This is a genomic window from Chitinophaga sp. Hz27 (genome assembly GCF_042263525.1).
Taxonomy (GTDB): domain Bacteria; phylum Bacteroidota; class Bacteroidia; order Chitinophagales; family Chitinophagaceae; genus Chitinophaga.
The window spans coordinates 537,739-560,226 of sequence record NZ_JBHKFJ010000006.1 but is presented as its reverse complement, the minus strand read 5'-3'; the positions used below and the strand labels follow the sequence as shown (position 1 = coordinate 560,226).

General features: G+C 42.7%; 16 protein-coding genes. 4 read left to right on the top strand and 12 right to left on the bottom strand.

All coding sequences use genetic code 11. From position 1 onward, the window contains the following. Positions 1 to 6: 6 nt before the first annotated feature. From ACE38W_RS16895 to ACE38W_RS16880, 4 genes are all read right to left on the bottom strand, one after another. On the bottom strand, positions 7 to 2,421 hold the full coding sequence (locus ACE38W_RS16895) for an ABC transporter permease (RefSeq protein WP_375832430.1): 2,415 nt from the start codon (positions 2,419 to 2,421) through the stop codon (positions 7 to 9). A 25-nt stretch (positions 2,422 to 2,446) separates the two neighbouring features. Beyond that, the gene (locus ACE38W_RS16890; RefSeq protein WP_375832429.1) at positions 2,447 to 8,740 is read right to left on the bottom strand and encodes an amino acid adenylation domain-containing protein; all 6,294 of its coding nucleotides are present in this window, start codon (positions 8,738 to 8,740) and stop codon (positions 2,447 to 2,449) included. A 31-nt stretch (positions 8,741 to 8,771) separates the two neighbouring features. After that, complete coding sequence (locus tag ACE38W_RS16885) at positions 8,772 to 9,290, bottom strand: UpxY family transcription antiterminator (protein WP_375832428.1); 519 nt, start codon at positions 9,288 to 9,290, stop codon at positions 8,772 to 8,774. Between the two features lie 213 nt (positions 9,291 to 9,503). Next, positions 9,504 to 10,187 (bottom strand): response regulator, encoded by a 684-nt coding sequence (locus ACE38W_RS16880; protein ID WP_375832427.1) that lies wholly within the window; start codon positions 10,185 to 10,187, stop codon positions 9,504 to 9,506. 353 nt (positions 10,188 to 10,540) lie between these two features. On the opposite strand from ACE38W_RS16880, the gene ACE38W_RS16875 reads away from it, so the two are divergent. Then, positions 10,541 to 11,629, top strand: coding sequence for a serine hydrolase domain-containing protein (locus tag ACE38W_RS16875; protein ID WP_375832426.1), 1,089 nt, complete (start codon positions 10,541 to 10,543; stop codon positions 11,627 to 11,629). Positions 11,630 to 11,729: 100 nt separating this feature from the next. On the opposite strand, the gene ACE38W_RS16870 is transcribed toward ACE38W_RS16875, so the two are convergent. The 3 genes from ACE38W_RS16870 to ACE38W_RS16860 all read right to left on the bottom strand — a co-directional run bounded on the left by ACE38W_RS16870 (position 11,730) and on the right by ACE38W_RS16860 (position 14,049). Beyond that, entirely contained in the window at positions 11,730 to 12,095 is a 366-nt protein-coding gene (locus ACE38W_RS16870; protein ID WP_375832425.1) for a hypothetical protein, read from the bottom strand. A gap of 16 nt (positions 12,096 to 12,111) precedes the next feature. Next, on the bottom strand, positions 12,112 to 13,281 hold the full coding sequence (locus tag ACE38W_RS16865; protein WP_375832424.1) for a hypothetical protein: 1,170 nt from the start codon (positions 13,279 to 13,281) through the stop codon (positions 12,112 to 12,114). 132 nt (positions 13,282 to 13,413) lie between these two features. Continuing rightward, positions 13,414 to 14,049, bottom strand: coding sequence for a hypothetical protein (locus tag ACE38W_RS16860; protein ID WP_375832423.1), 636 nt, complete (start codon positions 14,047 to 14,049; stop codon positions 13,414 to 13,416). Positions 14,050 to 14,174: 125 nt separating this feature from the next. Here ACE38W_RS16860 and ACE38W_RS16855 point away from each other — a divergent pair, with 125 nt between their 5' ends. Next, positions 14,175 to 15,191 carry a phosphotransferase gene (locus ACE38W_RS16855; protein WP_375832422.1) on the top strand — a complete coding sequence of 339 codons (1,017 nt, stop codon included), beginning with the start codon at positions 14,175 to 14,177 and terminating at the stop codon, positions 15,189 to 15,191. A 201-nt stretch (positions 15,192 to 15,392) separates the two neighbouring features. Here ACE38W_RS16855 and ACE38W_RS16850 read toward each other — a convergent pair whose 3' ends face one another. After that, a complete protein-coding gene (locus ACE38W_RS16850; RefSeq protein ID WP_375832421.1) occupies positions 15,393 to 16,448 on the bottom strand; it encodes a DUF6340 family protein in 1,056 nt (351 codons plus the stop codon). A gap of 121 nt (positions 16,449 to 16,569) precedes the next feature. Further along, positions 16,570 to 16,950 (bottom strand): winged helix-turn-helix transcriptional regulator, encoded by a 381-nt coding sequence (locus ACE38W_RS16845; protein WP_375832420.1) that lies wholly within the window; start codon positions 16,948 to 16,950, stop codon positions 16,570 to 16,572. Positions 16,951 to 17,137: 187 nt separating this feature from the next. Here ACE38W_RS16845 and ACE38W_RS16840 point away from each other — a divergent pair, with 187 nt between their 5' ends. Beyond that, entirely contained in the window at positions 17,138 to 18,058 is a 921-nt protein-coding gene (locus ACE38W_RS16840; protein WP_375832419.1) for a ClpXP adapter SpxH family protein, read from the top strand. 212 nt (positions 18,059 to 18,270) lie between these two features. Next, positions 18,271 to 18,705 (top strand): rRNA adenine methyltransferase, encoded by a 435-nt coding sequence (locus ACE38W_RS16835; protein ID WP_375832418.1) that lies wholly within the window; start codon positions 18,271 to 18,273, stop codon positions 18,703 to 18,705. 386 nt (positions 18,706 to 19,091) lie between these two features. Here the strand turns inward: ACE38W_RS16835 and ACE38W_RS16830 are convergent, their stop codons facing one another. The 3 genes from ACE38W_RS16830 to ACE38W_RS16820 form a co-directional block, all read right to left on the bottom strand. Continuing rightward, on the bottom strand, positions 19,092 to 19,643 hold the full coding sequence (locus ACE38W_RS16830; RefSeq protein WP_375832417.1) for a UpxY family transcription antiterminator: 552 nt from the start codon (positions 19,641 to 19,643) through the stop codon (positions 19,092 to 19,094). A 449-nt stretch (positions 19,644 to 20,092) separates the two neighbouring features. Beyond that, positions 20,093 to 21,760: a cyclic peptide export ABC transporter gene (locus ACE38W_RS16825; RefSeq protein WP_375832416.1), complete on the bottom strand. Its 1,668-nt coding sequence runs from the start codon at positions 21,758 to 21,760 to the stop codon at positions 20,093 to 20,095. A 16-nt stretch (positions 21,761 to 21,776) separates the two neighbouring features. Then, on the bottom strand, positions 21,777 to 22,478 hold the full coding sequence (locus ACE38W_RS16820; RefSeq protein WP_375832415.1) for an aspartate/glutamate racemase family protein: 702 nt from the start codon (positions 22,476 to 22,478) through the stop codon (positions 21,777 to 21,779). Between the last annotated feature and the right edge of the window lie 10 nt (positions 22,479 to 22,488).

Sequence of the window (22,488 nt, the reverse complement as noted above, 5' to 3'; positions counted from 1 at the left end):
GGTCAATTACTGGGCTTTGAGGCTTTTCACAGGGTTCAAACGAGCTACCTTAATGGTTTGGAAGCTAATCGTAATAAAGGCTATTGTCAGGCACATAACGGCGGCCAACAGAAACGCCCACCACGGAAAACTACTTCTGTAGGCAAAATTCCCCAGCCACTGGCTCATAAAATAATAGGAAACAGGTGCTGCTAATATCACCGCCACCATCACCAGTTTCAAGAAATCTATAGACAGCAGGAAAAGTATTCGTCCGACAGAGGCGCCCATCACTTTTCTCACACTGATTTCCTTTGTGCGCTGTTCTGCCATATAAGTGGCGAGGCCAAATAGCCCTATACACGCAATAAATACTGCAAGGCCAGCAAAAATAATGGCGATCTTACCCATCCTACGCTCAGCAAAATACATGCGGTTAAAGTCCTCATCCAGGAAACGGTAGTTGAATTGGGCATCTCCTATATACTCTCTCCATTTACTTTCTATCTGGCGAACTGCTTGTCCCGCCTGGGCTGTATTTAGCCGGAAAGAAACCAGTTCATTGTTTCTTCCCAGGGTCAGACAGAGTGGCCCTATATTTTTACGGAGGGATTCATAATTAAAATTCTTTACCACGCCGATGATTTTCAGCGTCGTAATTTTTGGGGAAGCTCCGGTATAAATCGTTTGTCCGATTGGGTCCTGGTATCCCAGCAATCTGGCCATGGCCTCATTGATAATCACCGCACCGGAATCAGAAGTAAAGTCCCTGGAGAAATCACGCCCCTTCAGGATCTGCATGTCCATGGTTTTGATATAGTCGTTATCGACCTCCCAGCTTTCTACGCTGATACTGTTATCCAGGTCCATGGTAGCATTCTTCCAATAAGTCCAGCCTTTACGAAGGGCGCCAGCCACTGGTAGATAGCCCGTAACAGTGCCTGATTTAACGCTATTGATACTTTGTACCTGTTGCTTAAAAAGTTCTTCCTTTCCTTTGAGCGCCACGGAACCGCCAATAACAAGCACTTGTTCCTTATTGAATCCCACATCCTTTGCCTGGATGAAATTCAACTGCCGAAACACTACGATGGTACATATAATCAGGATGGCAGAAGTAGCAAATTGAAAGATGACCAGTGCATTACGGAAGTTGCTTTTTCGGAGCGTGCCCGCCATTCCTTTCAGGATTTTAAGCGGCTGAAAGCGGGACATATAAAAGGCAGGATAACAACCAGCACCCAGCCCTATCAGGAAAGGCAATACCAACATAAGTAGAAGCAGCTTAGCATCCAGCATATTAAACACAGAGAGGTTTTTGGATGCAAGCTGGCTAAACAATGGCAACAAACATGCTACCAGCACCAATGCAAAAAGCAGTGAGATAACCGAAGTAACCGTCGACTCCATCAGGAATTGATATATCAACGATTTACGATCTGTTCCCAGCACCTTACGTATACCCACTTCTTTCACTCTGGCGGCAGATCGCGCCGTAGAAAGGTTCATGAAATTAATACAGGCTATCAGCAAAATAAATACTGCAATAGCCACGAAAATAAAGACAAACTGTATATTTCCATTCGCGCCTAACTCTCCCTGCCGATCAGAATACAGGTGAATATCTGTCAATGGAAAAAGATTAAATGCAAACTTATTCTCTCCTCCATTCAGCTGTTCCGCACTACTGATCTGCATAATTTCTTTAGCCTGTGGAAAGATATATTTATCTACCACCTGTCGCAGGTTTTTGTTAAACTGTTGATAGTCTACCCCCTTTTGCAGTACCACATAGGTCTGAAAATTAGCGCTGAGAAAATTCCCCCATTCATAGTCCAGGTCAGACATTGGGAAGATGAAATCAAAGTTAAAATGCGCATTATCGGGAATATCTTTGATGACAGCCGTCACCTTATAAATCTTCTTGTTAGCCTCTAGTATTTCTCCCACACAGTTCACATTACCAAAATATTTTTTTGCCATAGTGGCTGTCAGCACCACATTCCCTGGTTCATTGAGGGCAGTAAGTCCGTTTCCGGCAACAACTGGTAAGGTGAAGACTTTGAAAAGAGTGGAGTCGGCATGCACGATCCTATGTTCGTTAATTTGCTCATTTCCTTTACGGATCAGGCGAGATTCATCTTTCGCGTAGAACCTTACATATTCTTCTATCTGTGGATAGTCTCTTTTGAGTGTGGGGCCTAGTGGGTCTGGCGCAATGGCCACCAGCTGCTCAATACCGCCGAATTTCACATCCGTATTAACGCGATAGATCCTGTCAGCTTTATCATTAAACCGATCATAGCTAAATTCATCATTCACGTATAGCATGATCAGCAAAAAGCAGGTGATGCCTAATGACAATCCAAAAATATTCAGGAATGAATGAAATTTATGCTTGCGAAGATTACGCCAGGCAATCTTGAGATAACTCCTAAACATCGGCAATGTTGTTTACAAAAGGGTTCTAAAATAATATGTCCAGCTCTTCCTGCGTAAGGTCCACACAGTCGAAATCAGATGGCATCAATGTCTTATCCTTATCAGCTACAGATACTGCCAGCAGCTGTATACGTTGCTCCAGTAAGGTCATCCAGCCTTTAATAGTTGCTTCCGGGAATATATTTTTATGGTAGATAAGGTCTATCGTTAACGCTCCTTGAATGATCATGGCATTCAATTCAAGTCTGGCCGTCATATGATTGCTACCATGTATTTCTTTTCCTGTTGCCAGGGTACTATAGGAAAAAAGATCATTGTGCAGGTCGCGGGTAAAATCGCCGAGGTAATTAAAACGCAGGTCAGCAGGCGCATTCAGCGGCTGGGTATTGTCTCCTGTTTTGGCAGCTGCCCTGATAATACCAATCAACGATGGCATCTCCAGGCCGGTATCATTTACAGCCACTGGATACATCCTGGTAAACCAGCCAGTGGTTCGGGAAACGTCTATAGCGGTTAGGTCTCTGCCATGATGTTCCTGTTCTATTATCAGCGACTGCTGTCCAGTACCTTCTGCCAAAGCCTTTATAGTGGCGGCACATAGCAGGGCTGCGGTATCGGCTTTATATACCTGCCATGCATACTGAGAAAAGGCCGCTGTTACATTGGCAGCGATCTTAATTGTATAATGGCTGCTATCGGCGATATAGCAGTCCGCGAGTTTGTTATCTATAGGAAGATCAGAGACTTTTTCTGAACCAGTTGGTAGATGCTTTTCCCAATCAAGGAGAGATGCTGTTTTCAGCGGTAATGTCTGTGAATCATCTTTCAATAAAGAATAAAGATCCTCCAGTAGGATACGCCAGGTAACACCGTCAACTATCAGGTGATGGGCGGTAATAAATAACAGGTTACGGCCATCTGTCAAATGCAGCAGTGCTGCGCGAAAGAGCAAACTATGTTCCAGGTCCAAACCACTTCTAAGCGCTTCAGCTATTTCAGGCAATTGCGTTGCATCAGCCGTAATAACATTTATAATAAAAGGCTGTTCCAAATGCCGTGCATTATAAAAGAGCTTTTTATTGGCAGAATTATAATTGAGTCGTAAGCCATCATGGTGCCCGATGAGCTTCTCAAAGGCTTGTTGTACTTGTTGCACTTGCAGCGGCTGCTGAAGTTCTAACAGTACGGATTGATGATAATATTCAGGATGCTGGAACTTATTGGCAAAAAACCAACGCTCTATTGGCGTCAGCGCCTTCTCTCCAGCTACACTTCCCTGTTCATATACCGGCATTATTTGGTCTGCCGGCAGATGCATACAAATTTGTTCTACCGTATGATAAGTCAGTATATCCTTGACCGTTATATGCACATTCAGGGCTGCCAGCTTTGACACGATCTGTATGGCTTTTACGGAGTCGCCGCCGAAAGCGAAAAAATTATCAGTTACTTCCAGCTCGGGGCTGCCTAGCAATGTACGCCATATGTCCAGCATACGAGCGGCCATAGCAGTAGCGGGTGCCTGCTTTTCGGTAGGTTCCGCTGTCGGTAATACCAGCCTGGCCGTATCTACTTTACCATTGACAGTGAGTGGGATAACCGCCACCTGGTGGAAATAGGCCGGGATCATATAGTATGGCAACCTTGCCGCCAGGTAATTTTTTAATTGTATACTACTGATGGCGTCATCGTTATTTGCCGTCCTGAAATAGGCTACCAGGGTTTGTTGCTGCGCGCCTATCTGGGTAATATCCATCACCACTTCCAGGATACCAGGATAATTCAGTAATTGCTGTTCAATTTCCGCAAGCTCTATACGATAACCATTCAGCTTTACTTGCCGGTCTGCCCTTCCCAGAAAAAGTAATTTTCCATCTGGCAGCATTCTGGCCAGGTCTCCTGTCTTGTACATTCGTTTCCCTGGGGTAAAAGGATCGCAGACGAACCTTTGAGCGGTTAGTGCTTCATTATAGAGATAGCCTTTTCCTACCCCATCCCCGGAAATATATATTTCTCCGGTCAGGCCAGCAGGAACTTTATTTAACGCTGCATCCAGCAAATAGATATTAGTATTAGCTGCGGGTATACCAATAGGCACGCTGAGCCAGTTCTCTTTCGGGTCAAATTGATGAATCATGCAACCAACGGTAGTTTCCGTAGGGCCGTATTCGTTATACAGTGCCACCTTACCGGAAAATAGCTCGTAAACATCACGTGCCAGCCAGGTTTCCAGAGATTCACCTCCTATTACAAATGCCTTGATTATACAATCTTCTCCAATCAGACCTTTCAGCTGACTATCCCGTAATAGCCGCAAATGTGAGGGCGTAATCTTTACTACGGCCACTTTATTCTCTTTCAGAATGCGTTCCAGGACAAATGCGCCTGGCTGCTCTTCATAGACCACAATTTTATTGCCGCTCAACAACGGAGGAAATATAGCCGTTATCGTTAGATCAAAAGAAATAGCGGTATATAAAGGCATCGATGCCGGCACCTCTTTGAGATAATTACGTATAGCCCAGGCCGTATAATTGTGTAGGGAACGATGTGAAATCATGGCGCCTTTAGGCTGACCGGTAGTTCCCGAAGTATAGATTACATAGGCCAGATCTTCGGCAGTATGCGCTGATGCTGGCTGGGTGGTTACTTTCGCTTCATATATATCTGCCAGGATCTTTACACCTGTCGGGTAATGGTTTTGTTGTTGCAGGTTCGCCGTTGTCAATACCAGCCTGGCAGCACTATCCCGTAGGATAAAGGATATTCTTTCTGATGGTAGTTCAGGATCTATAGGCACATAGGCGGCTCCGGCCTTCAACACGCCCAATATGGCAATGATCAGTTCCGGTGAACGTTGGAAAATCAATGCGATCATCTCTCCTTTACCTATCCCTTCTTGCTGCAATCTATATGCAACGGCATTGGAGCGCAAGTCCAGGTCCTTATACGTATAGCAATGACCGTTATATTCAACGGCAATGGCCAGCGGTGTAGCTGCTGCCTGACGAGTAAAAATCTCATCTACTGTTTTGTCATGTGGATACGTTTCATGGGAACCGGAAGGACATTCCTCTCCCTGAGCCAGGCGCAGATCTGCGATCTTGCAGAAAGGCGCTGTTATCACGCTTTCCAGTAGTGCTTCCAGGTGACGGCTGAAAGTGAGAATGGTATCCCGACTAAAAATACTTGTTGCATATTCGAGGTGATAACGGATAGTTTCAGCATCTTCAAATATCTCCAGTGTCAGGTCAAATTTCGAAATTCCCGGATCGAAAGTATGCATGCGAATACTGACATCACCATAGCTAATCCGTGGCTGCGGCATGTTCTGATAAACGAACATGGTATCAAATACTGGATGCCGGCCTGGGTCTCTGGCTGTATCCAGCAACTGCAGGACTTCTCCAAAAGGTAATTCCTGGCATGCCAAGGCTTCCAGCAATTGTTCCTGCTCTTTCTTCAGGCCATGCATAAATATATCTTCCGTATCCAAAGGATTACGGATACAGAGGTTATTTACGAACATACCTTGCAGCGGAAGCAGATCCAGGTGGTTTCTCCCAGCAACAGGTATCCCGATAATGATGTCTTGTTGCTGCGTATATTTCTGCAATAATATCTTGTAGATAAAAAATAGCAGTACCTGCAAGGTGCAATCAGCTTTCTGGGCCAACTGTCTCAAACCATACACAGTGGAAGGTTTAAGACCAAAGGCCAACTTCTCTCCCTTCGGAGAAAATACAACAGGACGCTGGTAGTCTGCCGGAAGATTAAGCACCGGTAACGGGCCTGCTAACTTTTGCTGCCAATAGTCACGTTGAACAATATACGAAGTAGCGTGCCTCCAGGCTGTATAGTCCTGGTAGCTTGTACTTACAGGCACTAAGGTGTTACCGGCATATAAATCAAACAGTTCTTCTATTAAAAGGCTAACGGAAATACCATCAGAGATAATATGATGTATATCCAGGAATAAAATTTTTTGTGAGGTAGCAGTAGTGATCAGGTGCGCCCTGCACAATGGAGCCTGGTGCAGATCAAAGGGTTGCACTAGTGAAGGCAAATCCGCAGGCTCGCAGGATATCTCGGATAACACAAACCCTACGTCCTTGTGTACCTGCATTACAGGTTGGTCCTCCAGGTGAAACGACATCCGGAAAACATCATGGCGCTGCAATAGCTGCTGAAAGCATTCCTGTAATCTCGTTGTATCTATATCTCCTTTAATATCGAAGGCCACTGGAATATTGTAGGCGATATCTGTTTTATCACGTTCCCAGTTATAGTACAACGTCTTTTGCACAGGGGCTACCGGTGCAAAATTGCGTGTATCCACCACCGTAGGAATACTTGCTACGGGGCTTTCTATGCCTGATTCCACGATAGGCGCCAGTGCAGCGATGGTCTTTCGTTCAAACAAAATTTGAAGCGGAAGACTCTTTTCAAAAGCCCTGGAAATCTTCATGGCTGCTTCAATAGCGCGTAAGGAGTTGCCACCTACCTCAAAGAAATTATCGTGTATGCCTATCCGTTCCTGTTGGAGCACCTCTTTCCAGATGTCCAGCAGTCGGGCTTCTGTGGCAGTATGCGGGCCAGCAAGCTGCGCATCATCGTCCAGGAGGGCTGCCAACTCTTTTCCTGTAGCATCAAAATCTCCCTGCAGGAGCTGCTCCATTAATCGGAATCGTTGCAATTTTCCGCTGGTAGTTCGAGGGATATGCTGCACGGGAATAATCCTGTCAAATACAATTCCAAGACTGCTATTTACATGCCTTTTCAAGGCCGCAGCCAATGGCAGGAAGGATGTCAGACTGCCACGGTGAAAAACAAAGGCTACCGTCTCTTCTCGCTGCGTCTGATAGTTAAAATATCCGGCTACTACAATTTTATTAAGGCTGATGCCTTCTACTTCCAGTGCTGCGCGTTCTATATCTTGAGAATAGTAATTTTTACCGTTGATGAATAAGATATCTTTCGCTCTACCTGTGACGTAAAGATTACCATTATACATGAAGCCCAGATCCCCTGTTTTCAGCCACCCGTCAGGTGTTATCAGCTTTTCGGTGGCGGCTGCATTATTATAGTATCCTTTAGTTACATTTCTTCCTGATATCTGTATTTCGTATACTACCAACTCAGGCACTTGTATATTATCTTCGCTGGCGATCCTGATAAAACAATCGGGTATACTTCTTCCTACATTTACTTGTGTGCTGGTATATTCTTCGAGGGACTGTTTTATGCGTACTCTTTCTCCTTTACCTATATACCGGCTGTCGATGGCCAGTGTTTCTGGTACTGTATCTATTTCAGAGATAGTCACGGCCAGAGAGGCTTCCGCCAGTCCATATACCGGACGTACAGCTCCGGCGTTCAAGCCTACACGGGCAAGCTGCCGAATAAAGTTTTCGTACAGGTGACTGGAGATGGGCTCTGCCCCATTGAATAATATTCTCACGGCTGTCAAGTCCCAATGTTCGGATACACTTGCGTGTTTAAGCAGGTATTCATATCCGAAATTTGGCGAGCAAAGAACAGTAATACGATGTGTGGTGGCTTTATCCATCCACAAGGCAGGACGCCTTACAAATGTATTGGTTGGCATTAGATATTGCTGCATCCCCACGCATAAAGGATTCAGGTGAAATCCAATCAGGCCCATATCGTGGGTCAGCGGCATCCAGCTGAGCGTGGCGTCATTTGCTGTATAGGCTGCAGCTGCACTGATGGCATTGATATTGGCGATCAAGTTGCCGTGCGTCAGCATTACGCCTTTGGGTTTCCCTGTAGACCCTGACGAAAATTGTATAAATGCCAGATCATCTTCCTGTGAGGAAAAAATTTCACCGGGGGTATGTCCTGCCAGTATATCACTAGTTAGCAAGCTACGTTGTACCATCACTTCGAAGCTATCTTCCTGTTGTTGTTTAGCTGCATACTGTTTTACTTTTTCCAGGTCATCACTTTCGATCGCCAGAAATGGGCAGGATAGTACATTCCAGACATTAAATAGTTTTTGTTTATGCTCATCATTTTGTCCGATGGTGAGCGGAATGGGTATGATGCCACCGAGAATACAGGCCCAGAAAATAGTTAGAAATGCATTATTGTCTTCTACCTGTAGTACCAGCTCATCACCAGGTTTAATACCGTTTTGCTGCAGATAGAACAAGGCACACAGTGCATGTTTATATAAGTCCTGATAGGAAACAAAATGCTCATGGCTACCTGATTCAATAAAGGTGATGCCTTTATTGATCAGCAAACTTTTTTCCAATAGTATGTCACTCAGGTTTTTACACTGTGTAGCACGCATATGTTCCAGCATTATAAGTTGTGATAGATCGTTAGTCGTGTGCGTATTCGTTTTGGAGATAGGCTTTAGGAACGGTCATGAGAATATTCCGTTGCATAAAGTTGGCTCTTACTATAAATTTCTCTTCTTTTTCGCAGGCGATGATTTCACAGGATAGTCCTGCCAGTGAGCCATCCACAATAGTTACCCGTTCTCCTGGGCCAAATCGTTGTGTAGTAACTTCAATATCATTTCCCGTTTCACATAAGAGTCGGATGTTATTAATGGTATGTTCATTAATTCTGACAATCTGTTTGTCGAACTTCACAAAACACAGTACTCCATTTACTCCCAGGCAATCGTAGTATTGTTTGATATTATTGAGATGAACGAAGATATAGGAGGGAAAAAGCGGTTCCTCGATATATTTTTTTCTATCGTGCCATTGCTTCAGTACTTTTCTTACGGGTAACAGATAGTTAATATCAAGTCCTTCCAATCTTTCGCTGATCTTTTTCTCGTAGCATGGTCGGGTGTACAACAAATACCAGGTAGTGAGGAAGGAGCTCATTCCAAAACATTTAGATCCAATAAATAAGAAGTACGGCACAAACAGGCTTTACTATATGAGCTGTAAAGCCAATACGCATAAGGTTTTCGCGTGGTGTTGGCATAGCTATCGCTACAACTTGTAACAATCACTACTTCCGAAATACAAAGGCAAACTAGTTAAAAACTGCAGTAGATACTATAGTAGTATTACCAAATATCTTTTCGGTTTTTACTAATTACCTGTGTATAGATCAACAGGGTATATCGCATTATTGAGGTGAATGATTCTTTTGTACAGTGCGTATTTAAGTAGGCCCACGGTGGATTTGAGGCCAAGACGATCGCGGATATCCTGTCTGATTTTTTCTATGGAGCGGATGCTGAGAAAAAGTTCATCTGCGATTTCTTTATTTGTTTTTTCTTCCCATAACAATTGGACGATCATTTTTTCCCGATCGTTGAGATCCTGTAAGGCTTCACTATCGGCCTTCTTCATATTTTTATGACGATTCAGATAAAGTGCTTCAGTAAAGAGTTTGTTGCGAAAGATATCATTATCAGCAGTCATTTTAATTGCGTGAATCAGTTCATCGCCATCTTCCGTCTTTGAAATGTAACCATAAATACCAAGGTCCTGCAAGTCGCTTACTATCTGTAAATCCGTGCACATGGAGAGTATCAGCACTTTCAGCTGTGGAAATTCTTTTCGTAGCTGTTTTAGTTGTTCATAATAATCCTGCATGGAAATGTCCATAATCAGTACATCTACCTGCTGGCGGCTAAGCCGATCTGTAAGCTCATCAAAGCTGGAAACAAGAATGTTCACTACCAAATCGCGCTGTTCGGATAAATACTTTTTCAGCATCTTGGCGAATAGTGGAATTTTGTCGAGAATGGCCACACTGATTGTCTTCATGGTTATTTATGAAATTAAAGGGTCTACAAATAACTTTAATCCTCCAAAGAAATCCGGATAGTCAAGTTGACATAACGTTGTGTATCAATCTATCTATGGGTTAAGCAATTTCTTATTATAGATAAACTGACATAATGAGTATTACGATAAAAATAAAAAAAATCCAGTAAATAAAAACGGGTAATAGAAATTTAAAACAAAAAAAACATTACATTCTATCAGCTACAGCAATTTCAGTTCGCATATTTCCCATTTTTCATTGTTATATTTGTTCTTATAGTCCGTTTATCTCGACACAATAAAGGAAAACTTACAAAAAATCTTAGAAAGAAAAAAATAAAATGCATTTTCTCATGAGATTTACATCAGTGCGCTGTATCCTGATAATTGCTCCGATTCTCAATATCCTCGTTCACCATCCAGCCTTCTCTCAGATCAAAACGCTGAATGGTGGCGTTATTAGCGAACAACGTATAGATCAGGTCCTGAAAGATAAAATGCATTCCTTCAATATTCCCGGACTATCTGTTGCGATTATTAATGATGGTCATATTGTTTATCAGCGTGCTTTAGGTGTGGCCAATATCACATCGCATAAAAACGTAGATGCGCAAACGTTATTTGAAGCCGCATCCCTCACTAAGCCCATATTTGCCTATTTCACGCTACGTATGGTAGAAAAGGGCATCCTTCAACTGGATACGCCATTATATAAATACCTGCCTCCACAGGATTTCGACTATGATGAGCGTTACAAACTCATTACCGCCAGGATGGTACTGGACCATAGCAGTGGTCTTCCCAACTGGAGGTCAGACAACCCTGGGATGGAGATGAGTATTGCATTTACACCTGGTACAGCCTTTTCCTATTCTGGCGAAGGATACTATTACCTCGCAAAAGTTATTGCCCACCTAACAGGTACTAACCTGGTCAGTATCGCTAATCTGATACAATCGGAAGTATTTACGCCGCTGAATATGAGGCAGGCATATATAATATGGAGTGACTCCCTCCGGCAGCATATGGCCATAGGCTATGATGAGAAGCGTCAACCCAGGAAACCCTGGGAACCAAAAGTGTTTAATGCGGCCTCTAGTCTTTTCACCGAGGCAGGTAGCTATGCCAACTTCGTGATTGCACTTATGGAAGAAAAAGGCCTCACCGCGGCTCACTTCCACGAAATGCTCGAAAGTCGTATACCCGTTCCCGTAGGCAATACCATCCGAAAGTTTTTTGGCTACACCGGCTGGGGCCTGGGAATTGCGATGCGCCCGAGTCCTTATGGTATACTATACTGTCATGGAGGCACCAACGAAGATTTTGAGTCCGGATTTATGTTCTCCAAAGAGAAACAGGTGGGGTACGTATTTTTTATTAATACCAATAAGGGAGTTAAGATGGGTGAGGTAATGGATAAACTGATGGGAATAGTTGATTAAATAATTAAGCATTCCTAACCAGGAATGCCTTGTTACTATCACGTCATAGCATAAACGAAAAAAACCATTTATGCAACTGTTTAAAAAATCTATTCCGCATTTATTGAAACACTAAATTTTCATTGACATAAGCCCAGCCATCCAAGGCCGGTAATTTCTTTACATCATCTGGAATCTCTCCATCTGAAAATTCAAACTTACAGATTGTCTTCCAGCCATATGGAATCTCATCAAATGGCTTAAAAAACTGTTGGCTTACCGCTTTCAATACCATATTACATTTGTAGGTAACACCTTTATGAGATATTTCCGAGAAGCGGTGTCCTACAGGAATATTATAACCTGAAAAACTACAGAACAATACTATTTCATTAGGTTTAAGTTCCTTCAAAACAAATACCTCTGCAAATAAACTTTCTACAGTTGGCTTCAACCTTCCTTCTATGTTCAATCTTATATGCTCCATCGCAAAACAACATTAATTAAAACGCAGCCTTAATCAGCTTCTCCACATACCCGTTAAAATCTTTCTTCTTCACCCCTCCTATCTTCTCCAATGCCGCAAAGTAATTAGCATCGCCGTTTTCTTTTTTACCACAACCCAATAACGCCAATACCGCCTGGAAACCTTTCTCCTGCTCAATTTTCTTTATTATCAGTGCATTGATTACATAAGCAACTTTCAGTGGCTGGTTTCCTTCGGAAAAGTTTTTAAGATCGGTATATTGTGTTTGCCAATCGGCATTTGGATTGTTCGCGACGTATGCTTTAAAGGTCGCCAAAATTTGTTCCCAGCTAAGACCCCAGCTTCCACCATATAAATAAGCGCAACCTTCATCTACAGGTCTGTTAATGATATCAGCGGAGAGTACCACTCGCAGGCGATCATGCCACATATCATGCGGATCGAAGCGGTAAGGGTTGGAAGTCCAGCCATTCACCAACAAGTCCCTGTTATTTTCCCGCGCACTCAGTTGATTACTTTTGCTGCCGTTGTAATTGTATTTATAGTCTATGCCAAGTACCTGTAGTACTTCCGGAAAGTTATCACAGTAATAGAATTCTGACGTAGTGGAAGGAATGTTTAGTTTACTGTTATATAACGCAAGATATTTTTCATATTCGTTCACACATGCTGTAAACAGTGAATCCTTAAAATGATAGGTAGTATGCTTTATCTGTCGGGTTTTCCAGGTGACAGTATTATTTTTCAATGGTGAATAAAAATAAAATCTATCATTTTCCTGTTTGGCCATTATTCTAAAAACGGAGCGTAATAGCGGCCCATTTTCGTTTATACCGGTATAAGATAGCTGGAGGATAAAATTATTTTCATCTAACATCACAACATTATTCAAATAACACTTAAAAAAATCATTATCCTTCAGGGTAACATTCTGGCGCATGCCTTTCATCTCATCTAACAGCGCAGACGTAGCCAGCAGCTCCTCTTTCAATACAAAATCATTTTTTGATGCCGGTTGATCCACCTGCGCCAGAAAACCATTCAGAGAATTGATCAGCCTTTCTTTAAGCAGCGAATCTTTGGGTAGGTTAATTCCTTTCTGAATAATCACAGATTGACCCTGAGCAAGAGATATAATGCTCAGCATTAAAACGGCTGTTATCAGCCAGTTGCGTGTTGAGTGCATAGGAAGTAATGTTTCTATAAAATATTGAGGTATTTACTTAAGTATAAGCAATGATTAGCTTACAAGCAAAATAACATTGAACCTGATAAGTTGCCGGTCACCCGCTTTCAAATTACCACTTGTGAGCGTTCCTTATTTACTGATTGCCCACTGTTTTGCAGGTGCAATCCACTCATCAAGGGCTTTAAATAAAAAGCCATGATGCAAACCGGTAGTTAATGTTATTTCTTTAAAGGAGTGAATATCCGATCTGATAAACCGTTGCTCTTGTGATAACGGCACCTGGCCTTCATCAGATTTTTCAGTAATAGATAAGATTTTCCCGTAAAGCTTAAAATTTTTATCTTTTTCTAAATCATCATCCCGGAAGCTAGCGCCTATGAATACAAATTTCAACCGGGGATTTTTCGCAAAATACGAGACATATTGCGCGATATAACCACCCTGAGATGTTCCAATAACCGTTATATTTTCGGGTAAAATACCTTTTTTAATCAGACTATCTACCTGCTTTTTGACTTTCATTGCATAGGTTGTCTCAGCTGTACCTGGCTTTCTTTTTTCAGTAATTACGACTGTATTTTTATCTTCCAGCTTTTGTAGTATATGATTATACTCAGCAACACCATATGTAGGATGAGCCTCGTTTAGCGCATGTTCCTGCAACCATTTATTGTGCAAAAAGAAAATATAATGCTGCTGTTGCTGGCCATACATGGACGAGCTTAAACAAAACGCCAGGATGGTAAAAATAATTTTTAACTTCATAACTTTATTAATAGACCTGTACGGAATTTTTTTGTGTTTTGATAAAGATACACGAGAAATGAATAGGTCGATTATCTTGTTTTTGAACAGCAACTTTGATAAAAGCTGCCGTAAATACATCTTCTATGTCATTAAATTATTCAGCCTTATTTCCGGCCAACCGGTTAACGGCAGTAAATGAAGCTTTTGAAAAGGCCTTTGGCAATGTTATTATAAATGAAGCCTCCTTGCTGACTGGTGGCTTATCGGCGGCGGCGGTATATAAAATCGTGGCAAATAGTCAACCCTATGTAATGAAGCTGGATGTGCCAGGTAACCAGGCGGCCGCCACTTCTTTTGAAAGGATAGCCCTTGCCGCAACAGCAGGGATAGCACCACCACTCCGCTACAAGAATCCAGATACGGGTATCATCATCAGCGATTTCGTTGAAAGTAAGCCAATCAGAAATATATTTAGCGGCACCGTACTGGCAGAACGACTGGCAGCGGCCATAAAGAAAACACACGCTGTCGCATATACGATACCTGGCGATGAGATGAAAGACACCGTAGACGGGATTGTGGCAGGTTTCCGCCAAAGTCAGGTGCTCTCCGGCCCTATTCCGGATGAATTGATCGCGCAATATGAACAACTTAAAAAGGTATATCCATGGCATGATACAGACAAGGTTTTCAGCCACAACGACCTGAATCCTACCAATATTCTCTGTGATGGAACTGCTATCTGGATCATTGACTGGGATACCGCTTTTTTAAATGACAGATACGTAGACCTCGCAGCAGTAGCGAACTTCTTTATTCATAGTCCTGAGCAGGAAACAGTGTTTCTGCATACATACTTTGGAGAGGTAACTGATTATCAGGCTGCCAGATTCTATGTTATGCGACAGGTAAGCCGGATTATATATGCGCTGATGATGCTGCAACTTGCCGGCCAGAACACAACAGCAGGCCAGGTTTGTGACCAACAGATGGAAGGAATTTTCCTGAAGGATATTGGCCCTATGATAGGCGCAGGCAAAATATCGCTTGCTACCCACGAAGGACAGCTGCTATATGGCAAAGCATTGATGAACGAAGCAGTAGAACAGATGCGTAGTGTGAGGTTTAGTGAGGCGTTGACCGTGCTGGGTAACCATTGATTATTTATTTCCTTGCAATAAGTCCTTCTGATTATTGATAATAAAGCCTGCTATGATAGCAGGCTTTATTGTTGTTTGGAATGATTTATTGAATTACGTAATACTTCGTCTAGTGGATAAATACCTTCCTGCGGGCGGTGGCGGCGGCTATCTGTCGGCTTTTGATCAGCTGATGAATACTTTGGCATTTGTCGCTAATATCTATTCTGCCTGTTGTTGTTTCAGCAGCTCGTTGCCGGCTTGTCTGTTCTTCAGCATATTGATATATTTTAGTGCAAGGCGGTTATTATATTCCTCGTATGATTTCTGCGACCATTTGATCGCCAGGTCCAGTTCCCCATTTATTTCACAGATAATTGCCATATTGTAACATGCTCTCCCAGCCACAGTATGGCTAGGATTGGTGGTTTCTTTTTTCCATATTTCGGCGGCGCCGTCCCAGTTGCCGGTTTGGGCTTTACGACGGGCTGTCCTGAAATTATCGGTACCTTTTACATAGTAATCCCTGATTACCCTTGTACGGTAAGGAATAATCCGCATGGCATATTGTTGTCCTACCTGTGCACTTACCTGTTTTACGGCTTCCTTACGATTGAGCAGCGCTGCCGCGGCGGCGGCGGGGTTGATACCTCTACCTGCAAACGTAATGTTTCTGGCCACTGGAAATTCGTCCAGGATATTCCTGCTGGCAGGATCATATATCCTCCATCCTGTTTTCACGTTGGTAAGCATGCTGGCATGATGTTCCAGGCCAGGCACATTACCAAGAGGTGTTTTCAACGTCACCGGCGTTGCGGCATAGCTAACCTTTGAATCTGTGTCAAACAGTTCCAGAGAGAAGAGTGCATCCACATGGTTATCCCGGCATATCTTGTCTACCGTTTCCCAGGAAAGCGGCGCTGAGAAGAGTCCTGGCGCAGTAGTGGTCAGGTCCAGCTCTCCCAGCTCCTTTACTTCGTTGAAACGGTTGTTCTTTAGTAATTCCTCGGCAAGTCCGCTGACACTACTTTTGGCGCCTTCCTTATCCAACTGTGCACCTTCCAGACTGAATATCTTGTCCACCACGTCTACAGCTTTGTTTTGCGCAGTAATGGTGGTCCTGTTTACCACACCGGCACTTTTAACGTAGGGCGGTATCGTTACGGGGGCAGGTTCCAATACTTTAATGTAAACCAGTTCGGTAGTTTTGCAAGAAGTGAAGATGAACGCTGCAGCAGGAACCAGCAGCAAGCTTTTCAGGCATGTTTTTGTAGGCATAGGATATAGTAGTTGTCTCTCGGTATTTGTACTCCCGCTAAAGATACATATAAATAATTTTATATACTATTGTTTCATTCCGGTAAAAAAAATTTAAGCATACCTATGGCCTGTAATAGGTTTAATCTTTGGTCAATTCAGCGGTTTTATCATACAGTGCTGTTCTGTAGGCCGTGCCCCATTTCGCGATTTCATCGATAATAGGTTTCAAAGTGCGGCCATATTCCGTTACTTCATAGGCGACAGTAATAGGCTTGGTATTAAGCACAGTGCGGCTTATCAGGAGGTTCATTTCCATATCCTGTAGCTCCTTCGACAGTACCTTTGCGGCTATTCCATCTACCTCACGGAGTAATTCCATAAAATGCATGCTCCCGCCTTCCAGCAGGGTTCCCAGGATATGAAATTTCCATTTGCCCGACAAAATCTCCATCGTGTCTTTGATGGCGGTTATCCTTTTTTTGCAAATCCCGGTATTATTTATGGTCTGACTTTTCCTCATCATTATTAATTTCTCTGGCGCAGTTATCGTATAAAAATACGGAAAGTCTTAATGGTTACCAATTGGTAAGTAGTTTCCAATTGGTAACTAATACCCCTAATATGCGGCCGGGGTGCTACCTTTGCGGTGATTTAATCCGTTTACAATAGCCTATATCACTGGAACAGTCAATCTATAAAATAAGAATATGTCGAACAATACTATAAAACCGAATCCACTCTTATGCGATCCGGCAACGGGAGTTTGTGAAATGCCTGCATTTAATAATGAAGAAGTGGTGGTAACTAACGTTCCACCATATACGAAGCCGCTCAAGGTCGTCTATTTCACCGATCCTATTTGCTCCAGTTGTTGGGGTATTGAGCCGGAGCTTAGAAAACTGAAATTGGAGTATGGTAGTAGCCTCGCCTTTGAATATCGCATGGGAGGCCTGTTACCGGATTGGAGTTATAACAGCGGCGGCATCAGTAAACCTGCTGACGTAGCGCATCATTGGGATGAGGTAAGCGCTCATTACGATATGCCAATTGATGGTGATGTATGGCTAGAAGATCCATTGGACTCCTCTTATCCTCCATCGATTGCTTTCAAAGCGGCGCAGCTACAGGATAACACGAAGGCTATTGCATTTTTGAGGGCCATCAGAGAAATGGTTTTCCTGGAAAAAAAGAATATTACCAAATGGGAACACCTGGCAAAAGCTGCTGAAAAGGTACAGCTGGATGTAGTGCAGCTAAAAGCAGATTATGAAGGCCAGGCAAAGATGCTTTTTGAAGAAGATTTAAAAATAGCTAGAACCTACGGTGTTAGAGGTTTTCCTTCCTTATTCTTTGAAAATAATAAGGGTGAAAGAGAGTTTGTTTACGGCGTGCGTCCTTATGCAACTTATGAAACAGCTATTTTAAAGCTCCACCCTGACGCCATTAAAACAGCTTACAGTAAAGATTGGGAAACGCTTTTCTCCCATTATCCTTCACTTACAGCTAAAGAGTTTACAACGTTATCTGGGTTATCCAAAAGTGAAGCGGTACAACTGTTAAATGATCTGGCCATACAAGGAAGTCTGGAGAACATAGTTACGAAGAATGGCGATATCTGGCGGTTATAAATGCTTATCTGACGGGGTTGTCCATTATTATACTATAGTAACAATGCGCTGCTTATTCGTCTTATAATATACCTGATTTTGAGTAAATGGCTTCGTGCTGGATAGGATATAATCTTGTCTAAGCACGAAGCCATTAATAAAGTCGACAAATATTCAAATGAAGAGATTTTAGCGGATGAAAATTTTTAACTTCTTCTTTTATAAAAATCTACATGCAATTTGATCCAAATAATAAAATAGTACATCTCTGCGCCAGCGGTATGGAGCTGGAAGGGAAAGGAGAGTCTGAAGAAGCAAGCCGGCTATTTTTACAAGCCTGGAACGAAGCGACTAATGATCTTGAAAGACTTATTGCGGCTCATTATGTAGCCCGACAACAAAAAAGTATTACAGACAAATTAAGATGGGATGAAACAGCCTTACAATTAGCTTTGGGCATAAATGACAACAGCGCCAATGCGGCTTATCCTTCTCTCTATCTCAATATTGCCAAATGTCATGAAGATTTGGGAGACATCGAAAGTGCAAGTAAAAATTACGAATTAGCCCTTTCCTATTGCGATCGTTTGTCTGACGATGGATATGGAAAAATGATAAAGGGCGGTATCCTAAATGGCATAGAGAGATTAAAATTATTGAAAAGATAGACCGATTAAAAATAATACAAAACCATTCCGAGTATTAAGAACTCCCATGCAATTCCGGATACATCGAGGCAGTCGTTATCCATTTGATTCAACTCATTTGGATGCTTTGCAATATGCTTTAGTATTTCAGCCGGAATTTCCTTCATTTATTCCTTCACTTCCCCCGATACCGTATCAAAAATGTATTGCTGTACTGTTTACATTTGCAGGGCAGTCCCTCTCTTAAATAGTTAAGAATAAGTTATAACGCAAACACCTATACGAACATCTATACAATTATTCCACTGCTACTATTTCGCAGTGACCGCACCGAAAAAAATGCAGGTATATAATACCATGCAACAAAATGCTGATGCAATTATTTTCAGACGCGCTCTTTTAGCGGTCTATGATCTTCCTATCGCCATACCAGCGGCCAATTCATCACTTTCCACTTCCACTTTCAGCATCGCGGATTGTATATCTACCAACAAACTTCTTTGCAGCAGATCTACACGTACCAATGCTTTGTCTTTACCTTTATACTGCACCATTTCGCACGACAAACCCGCTAATGGGCCTTCCTGGATAATGAGCTGCTGCCCCTGTCGGAAATATTCTGATGAAACATCGATCTCGTCGCATTCATCAATGACAAGGCGGATGTTATTAATTACTTTCTCTCTAACCATAGCCACCGATTTGCCAAAGCGAACATAGTTTACCACGCCATCTGTCTGTTGGCCGGCAAAATACTCACTGGTATTCCGGAGATAAACAAATACATACGAGGGAAATAAAGGCGTTGTCAGGATTTTCTTTCTGTCGCTCCATTGCCTGCTGGCACGTACCATGGGCAAGTAACAGGAAACGCCTCTTGTAGCTAACTGCTCGACAACTTTTTTCTCTAACCTTGGCCTGGTGTAAATCAAATACCACCCAGAACTAAATGTGCTCATAGTAATCAGATTTCATAGTAACAAACAATAATGCGCGCAATGGGTCCAGGTGCTAATTCGCATGGGCATGCAATACCAATTCCATCTCTGATTTCCGCAGAAACGGGATATCAGAAATACGACAAAAAAAGGCATAGCCATCACTGTAATGACTAATCAATAATTATGTCATTCAGATAAAAAATGATAGCAAAAAAACACTTATGACTGTTAAACCAGGGCAACAAAAATTAGTAAGCAATAGGATTTTGTGGCACAATGGTAACCTTTATGCATATACGAGCGCTCTCCCCAAATAATTACGTAGTATTTCGACAGATTAATACTACATTTCTAAAGTTAACAATTATGCATTGGTCATGATAAAGATACAAACATCCAGGAATTTAAAAAAAGTAATTTTGGATTCCTTTCTATCTATATGTTATATCATTGTAAACAACATACTTCTACATCGGAAAAACCTTATCCTGCGGCACTTCCAGCGGAATATGCTTCAACTTCCCATAGTCCATCTCATATAACTTGTCAGCGCAGTGATAATACTTATCGTCGTGCGTGATCGCGATAATCGTATAGCCTTCCTGCTGCAAAATTGGTATGATCTCCAGGTAGAACTTCCTTCTGAAGTGAGGGTCCTGGTCGGCGGCCCACTCGTCCAGCACCAGCAAAGGCTTATCTTCCAGCAGTACGCTGATCAGCGCCAGTCGTTTACGCTGGCCTGTAGATAAGTCTCTCGAGGAAAATGCATTGTTTTCAAACGTCACTTTGTTATCTAACTCAAATAAACGCAAGTAACGTTGTACCCTTGCCGTATCCACCTGACGTAATCCAAATAATTTATCAAACAGATAAAAATCACTGAACACCACGCCAAACAGCATCCGGTAATTTTTGTAATTCTCTTCTGTAAGGCGGGTACCATTGAAATAAATCGTTCCCTGCTGCGGCTTCAATAAGCCCAGCAAGGCATGGATAAAAGTGGTTTTACCACTACCATTACCCCCATAAATAAAGATCACATCTCCTTTTGATACCCGCAGCTGCACCGGCCCAATGGTGAATTGAGCAACGTCCTGCTGTAGTCCTTCTTTCTGATAGCTATAAATAATATGGTCTACCACCAGGTCATTGAAATTGTCTTTATGCCAGGCAGTATCACTGCTGTATTCCTGCAGTTCTGTACTGCTTAGTGCCTGCTGCATTTCTGCAATACGGGCTACAGAAACCTTCGCTTGTATCAGGCCCGGTAATATTACCATGGCATTTTCTGTAGATCCCAACAGGAATAATAATATGAATAAGAAGTTGACCACCACCTGTACTTCCAGTTTCAGCAGGAAAGTGAGTCCTAACAGCAACACGCCTATCAGGCAGTTGAACAATACCTGGCCGATCACCTGGTTATTGAGGAAGCCCACATAAGCTTTGCGGTTATTGGCGATGGATGCTGTTTCCAGCTGTTCTATTTCAGATTCGAAGATATCCTTTCCCTTTCCTGGACTGAGATGTATTTCTTTAAAGCCATTGAGTAACGCATTAAAGCTGCGAATGAAATTATCCTCAAGATCGCGGGCACGTTGCAAATAACGTTCGTTCTTTTGCATACTGCGGTAGTAAACAAATACACCTGTCGCCAGCACTGCTAACGATATAGCAAACAATAGCGGCGAGATGATCGCCATATAAACGAAACAGGAAACGATAATAACAACAGCGGAAGAAAACTGGATGATGTTGATAGACGCCAGCGTGAGCACATTCACATCACGCACCAACGAAGCATGCAATCCTGCCTTGTTACGAACGAACATCTCATATTCTGATTGCAGCATCAGATTAATAATATCTTTGCGTATCTGCCAGAACATCCGTTGTGACAAATTAATTACTGCTACTGCCAGCACTCTTCTGGAAAGCACAAACAAGAATACGATAGCTGCAAAAGTGGCAATATTCGAAGGATTGTAGGTATGTGACTTCCCTTTGATCATTGCGTTGATAAGCGTGTTCACAAATGCCATAAAGGCAAAGCTGAATGCCCCGGAAATAATACTTAGCAGCACATACCGAAGCAATCTCGCCGGCTTACCTGCTACTGATAATATACTCTTCATCACGTTTGTTATTATTTTATGATTGAATAGCATGAAGTGTAGCTTCTGCCAATACATCCATCGTGTCAATATAATGCGCATTCACCTGCCCTTGTCTGAGACCAATCTGCACTTCTGAGCATCCACCAATGATGATCTCAGCTCCTCTTGCAATCAGCTCCTGTACGGCTTTATCGAGCAGCTGATAGGCCTCTTCAGAGATATTGACCGATTTAAGTCCATTATCCATATACACGGCACGCATAAAGATATCTTCCTGCTGATCGGGGTCCATGGTAATCAGTTCATGACCGGTACCGGCAAACGCTCTATGGAACATTTTAGAATGTAGTGTACCAGAAGTGCAGAGCAGGCCGATTTTTTGGTTGCTGCCATGATCTGCCTCTATCTTGTTACGCACCAGTTCTACGGGGTTGAGAATAAGTGCATTGCTCTCGTGCTTTATCTGCTCTATAAAATGGTAGGCCGTCACACAGGTAGATACGATCACTTCTACATTGCAGCGGTTCATGGTGGCAATAGAGCGCTTCAGCTCTTCCAGCGGCGATGCTTCATCATAAAGGATCGCACGGGTGCGGTCGGGAACGCGGCTGTTGTTATGCAGGAAAAATTCGGGGAAGTCCTGGTCTTTTTTTACATCCAGACCATCGATTAGTTTGTTGATAAAAAACAGGCCCGCACGGGTGCCCATCCCGGAGATAACACCAAGTAGTTTCATGTCAAAAATC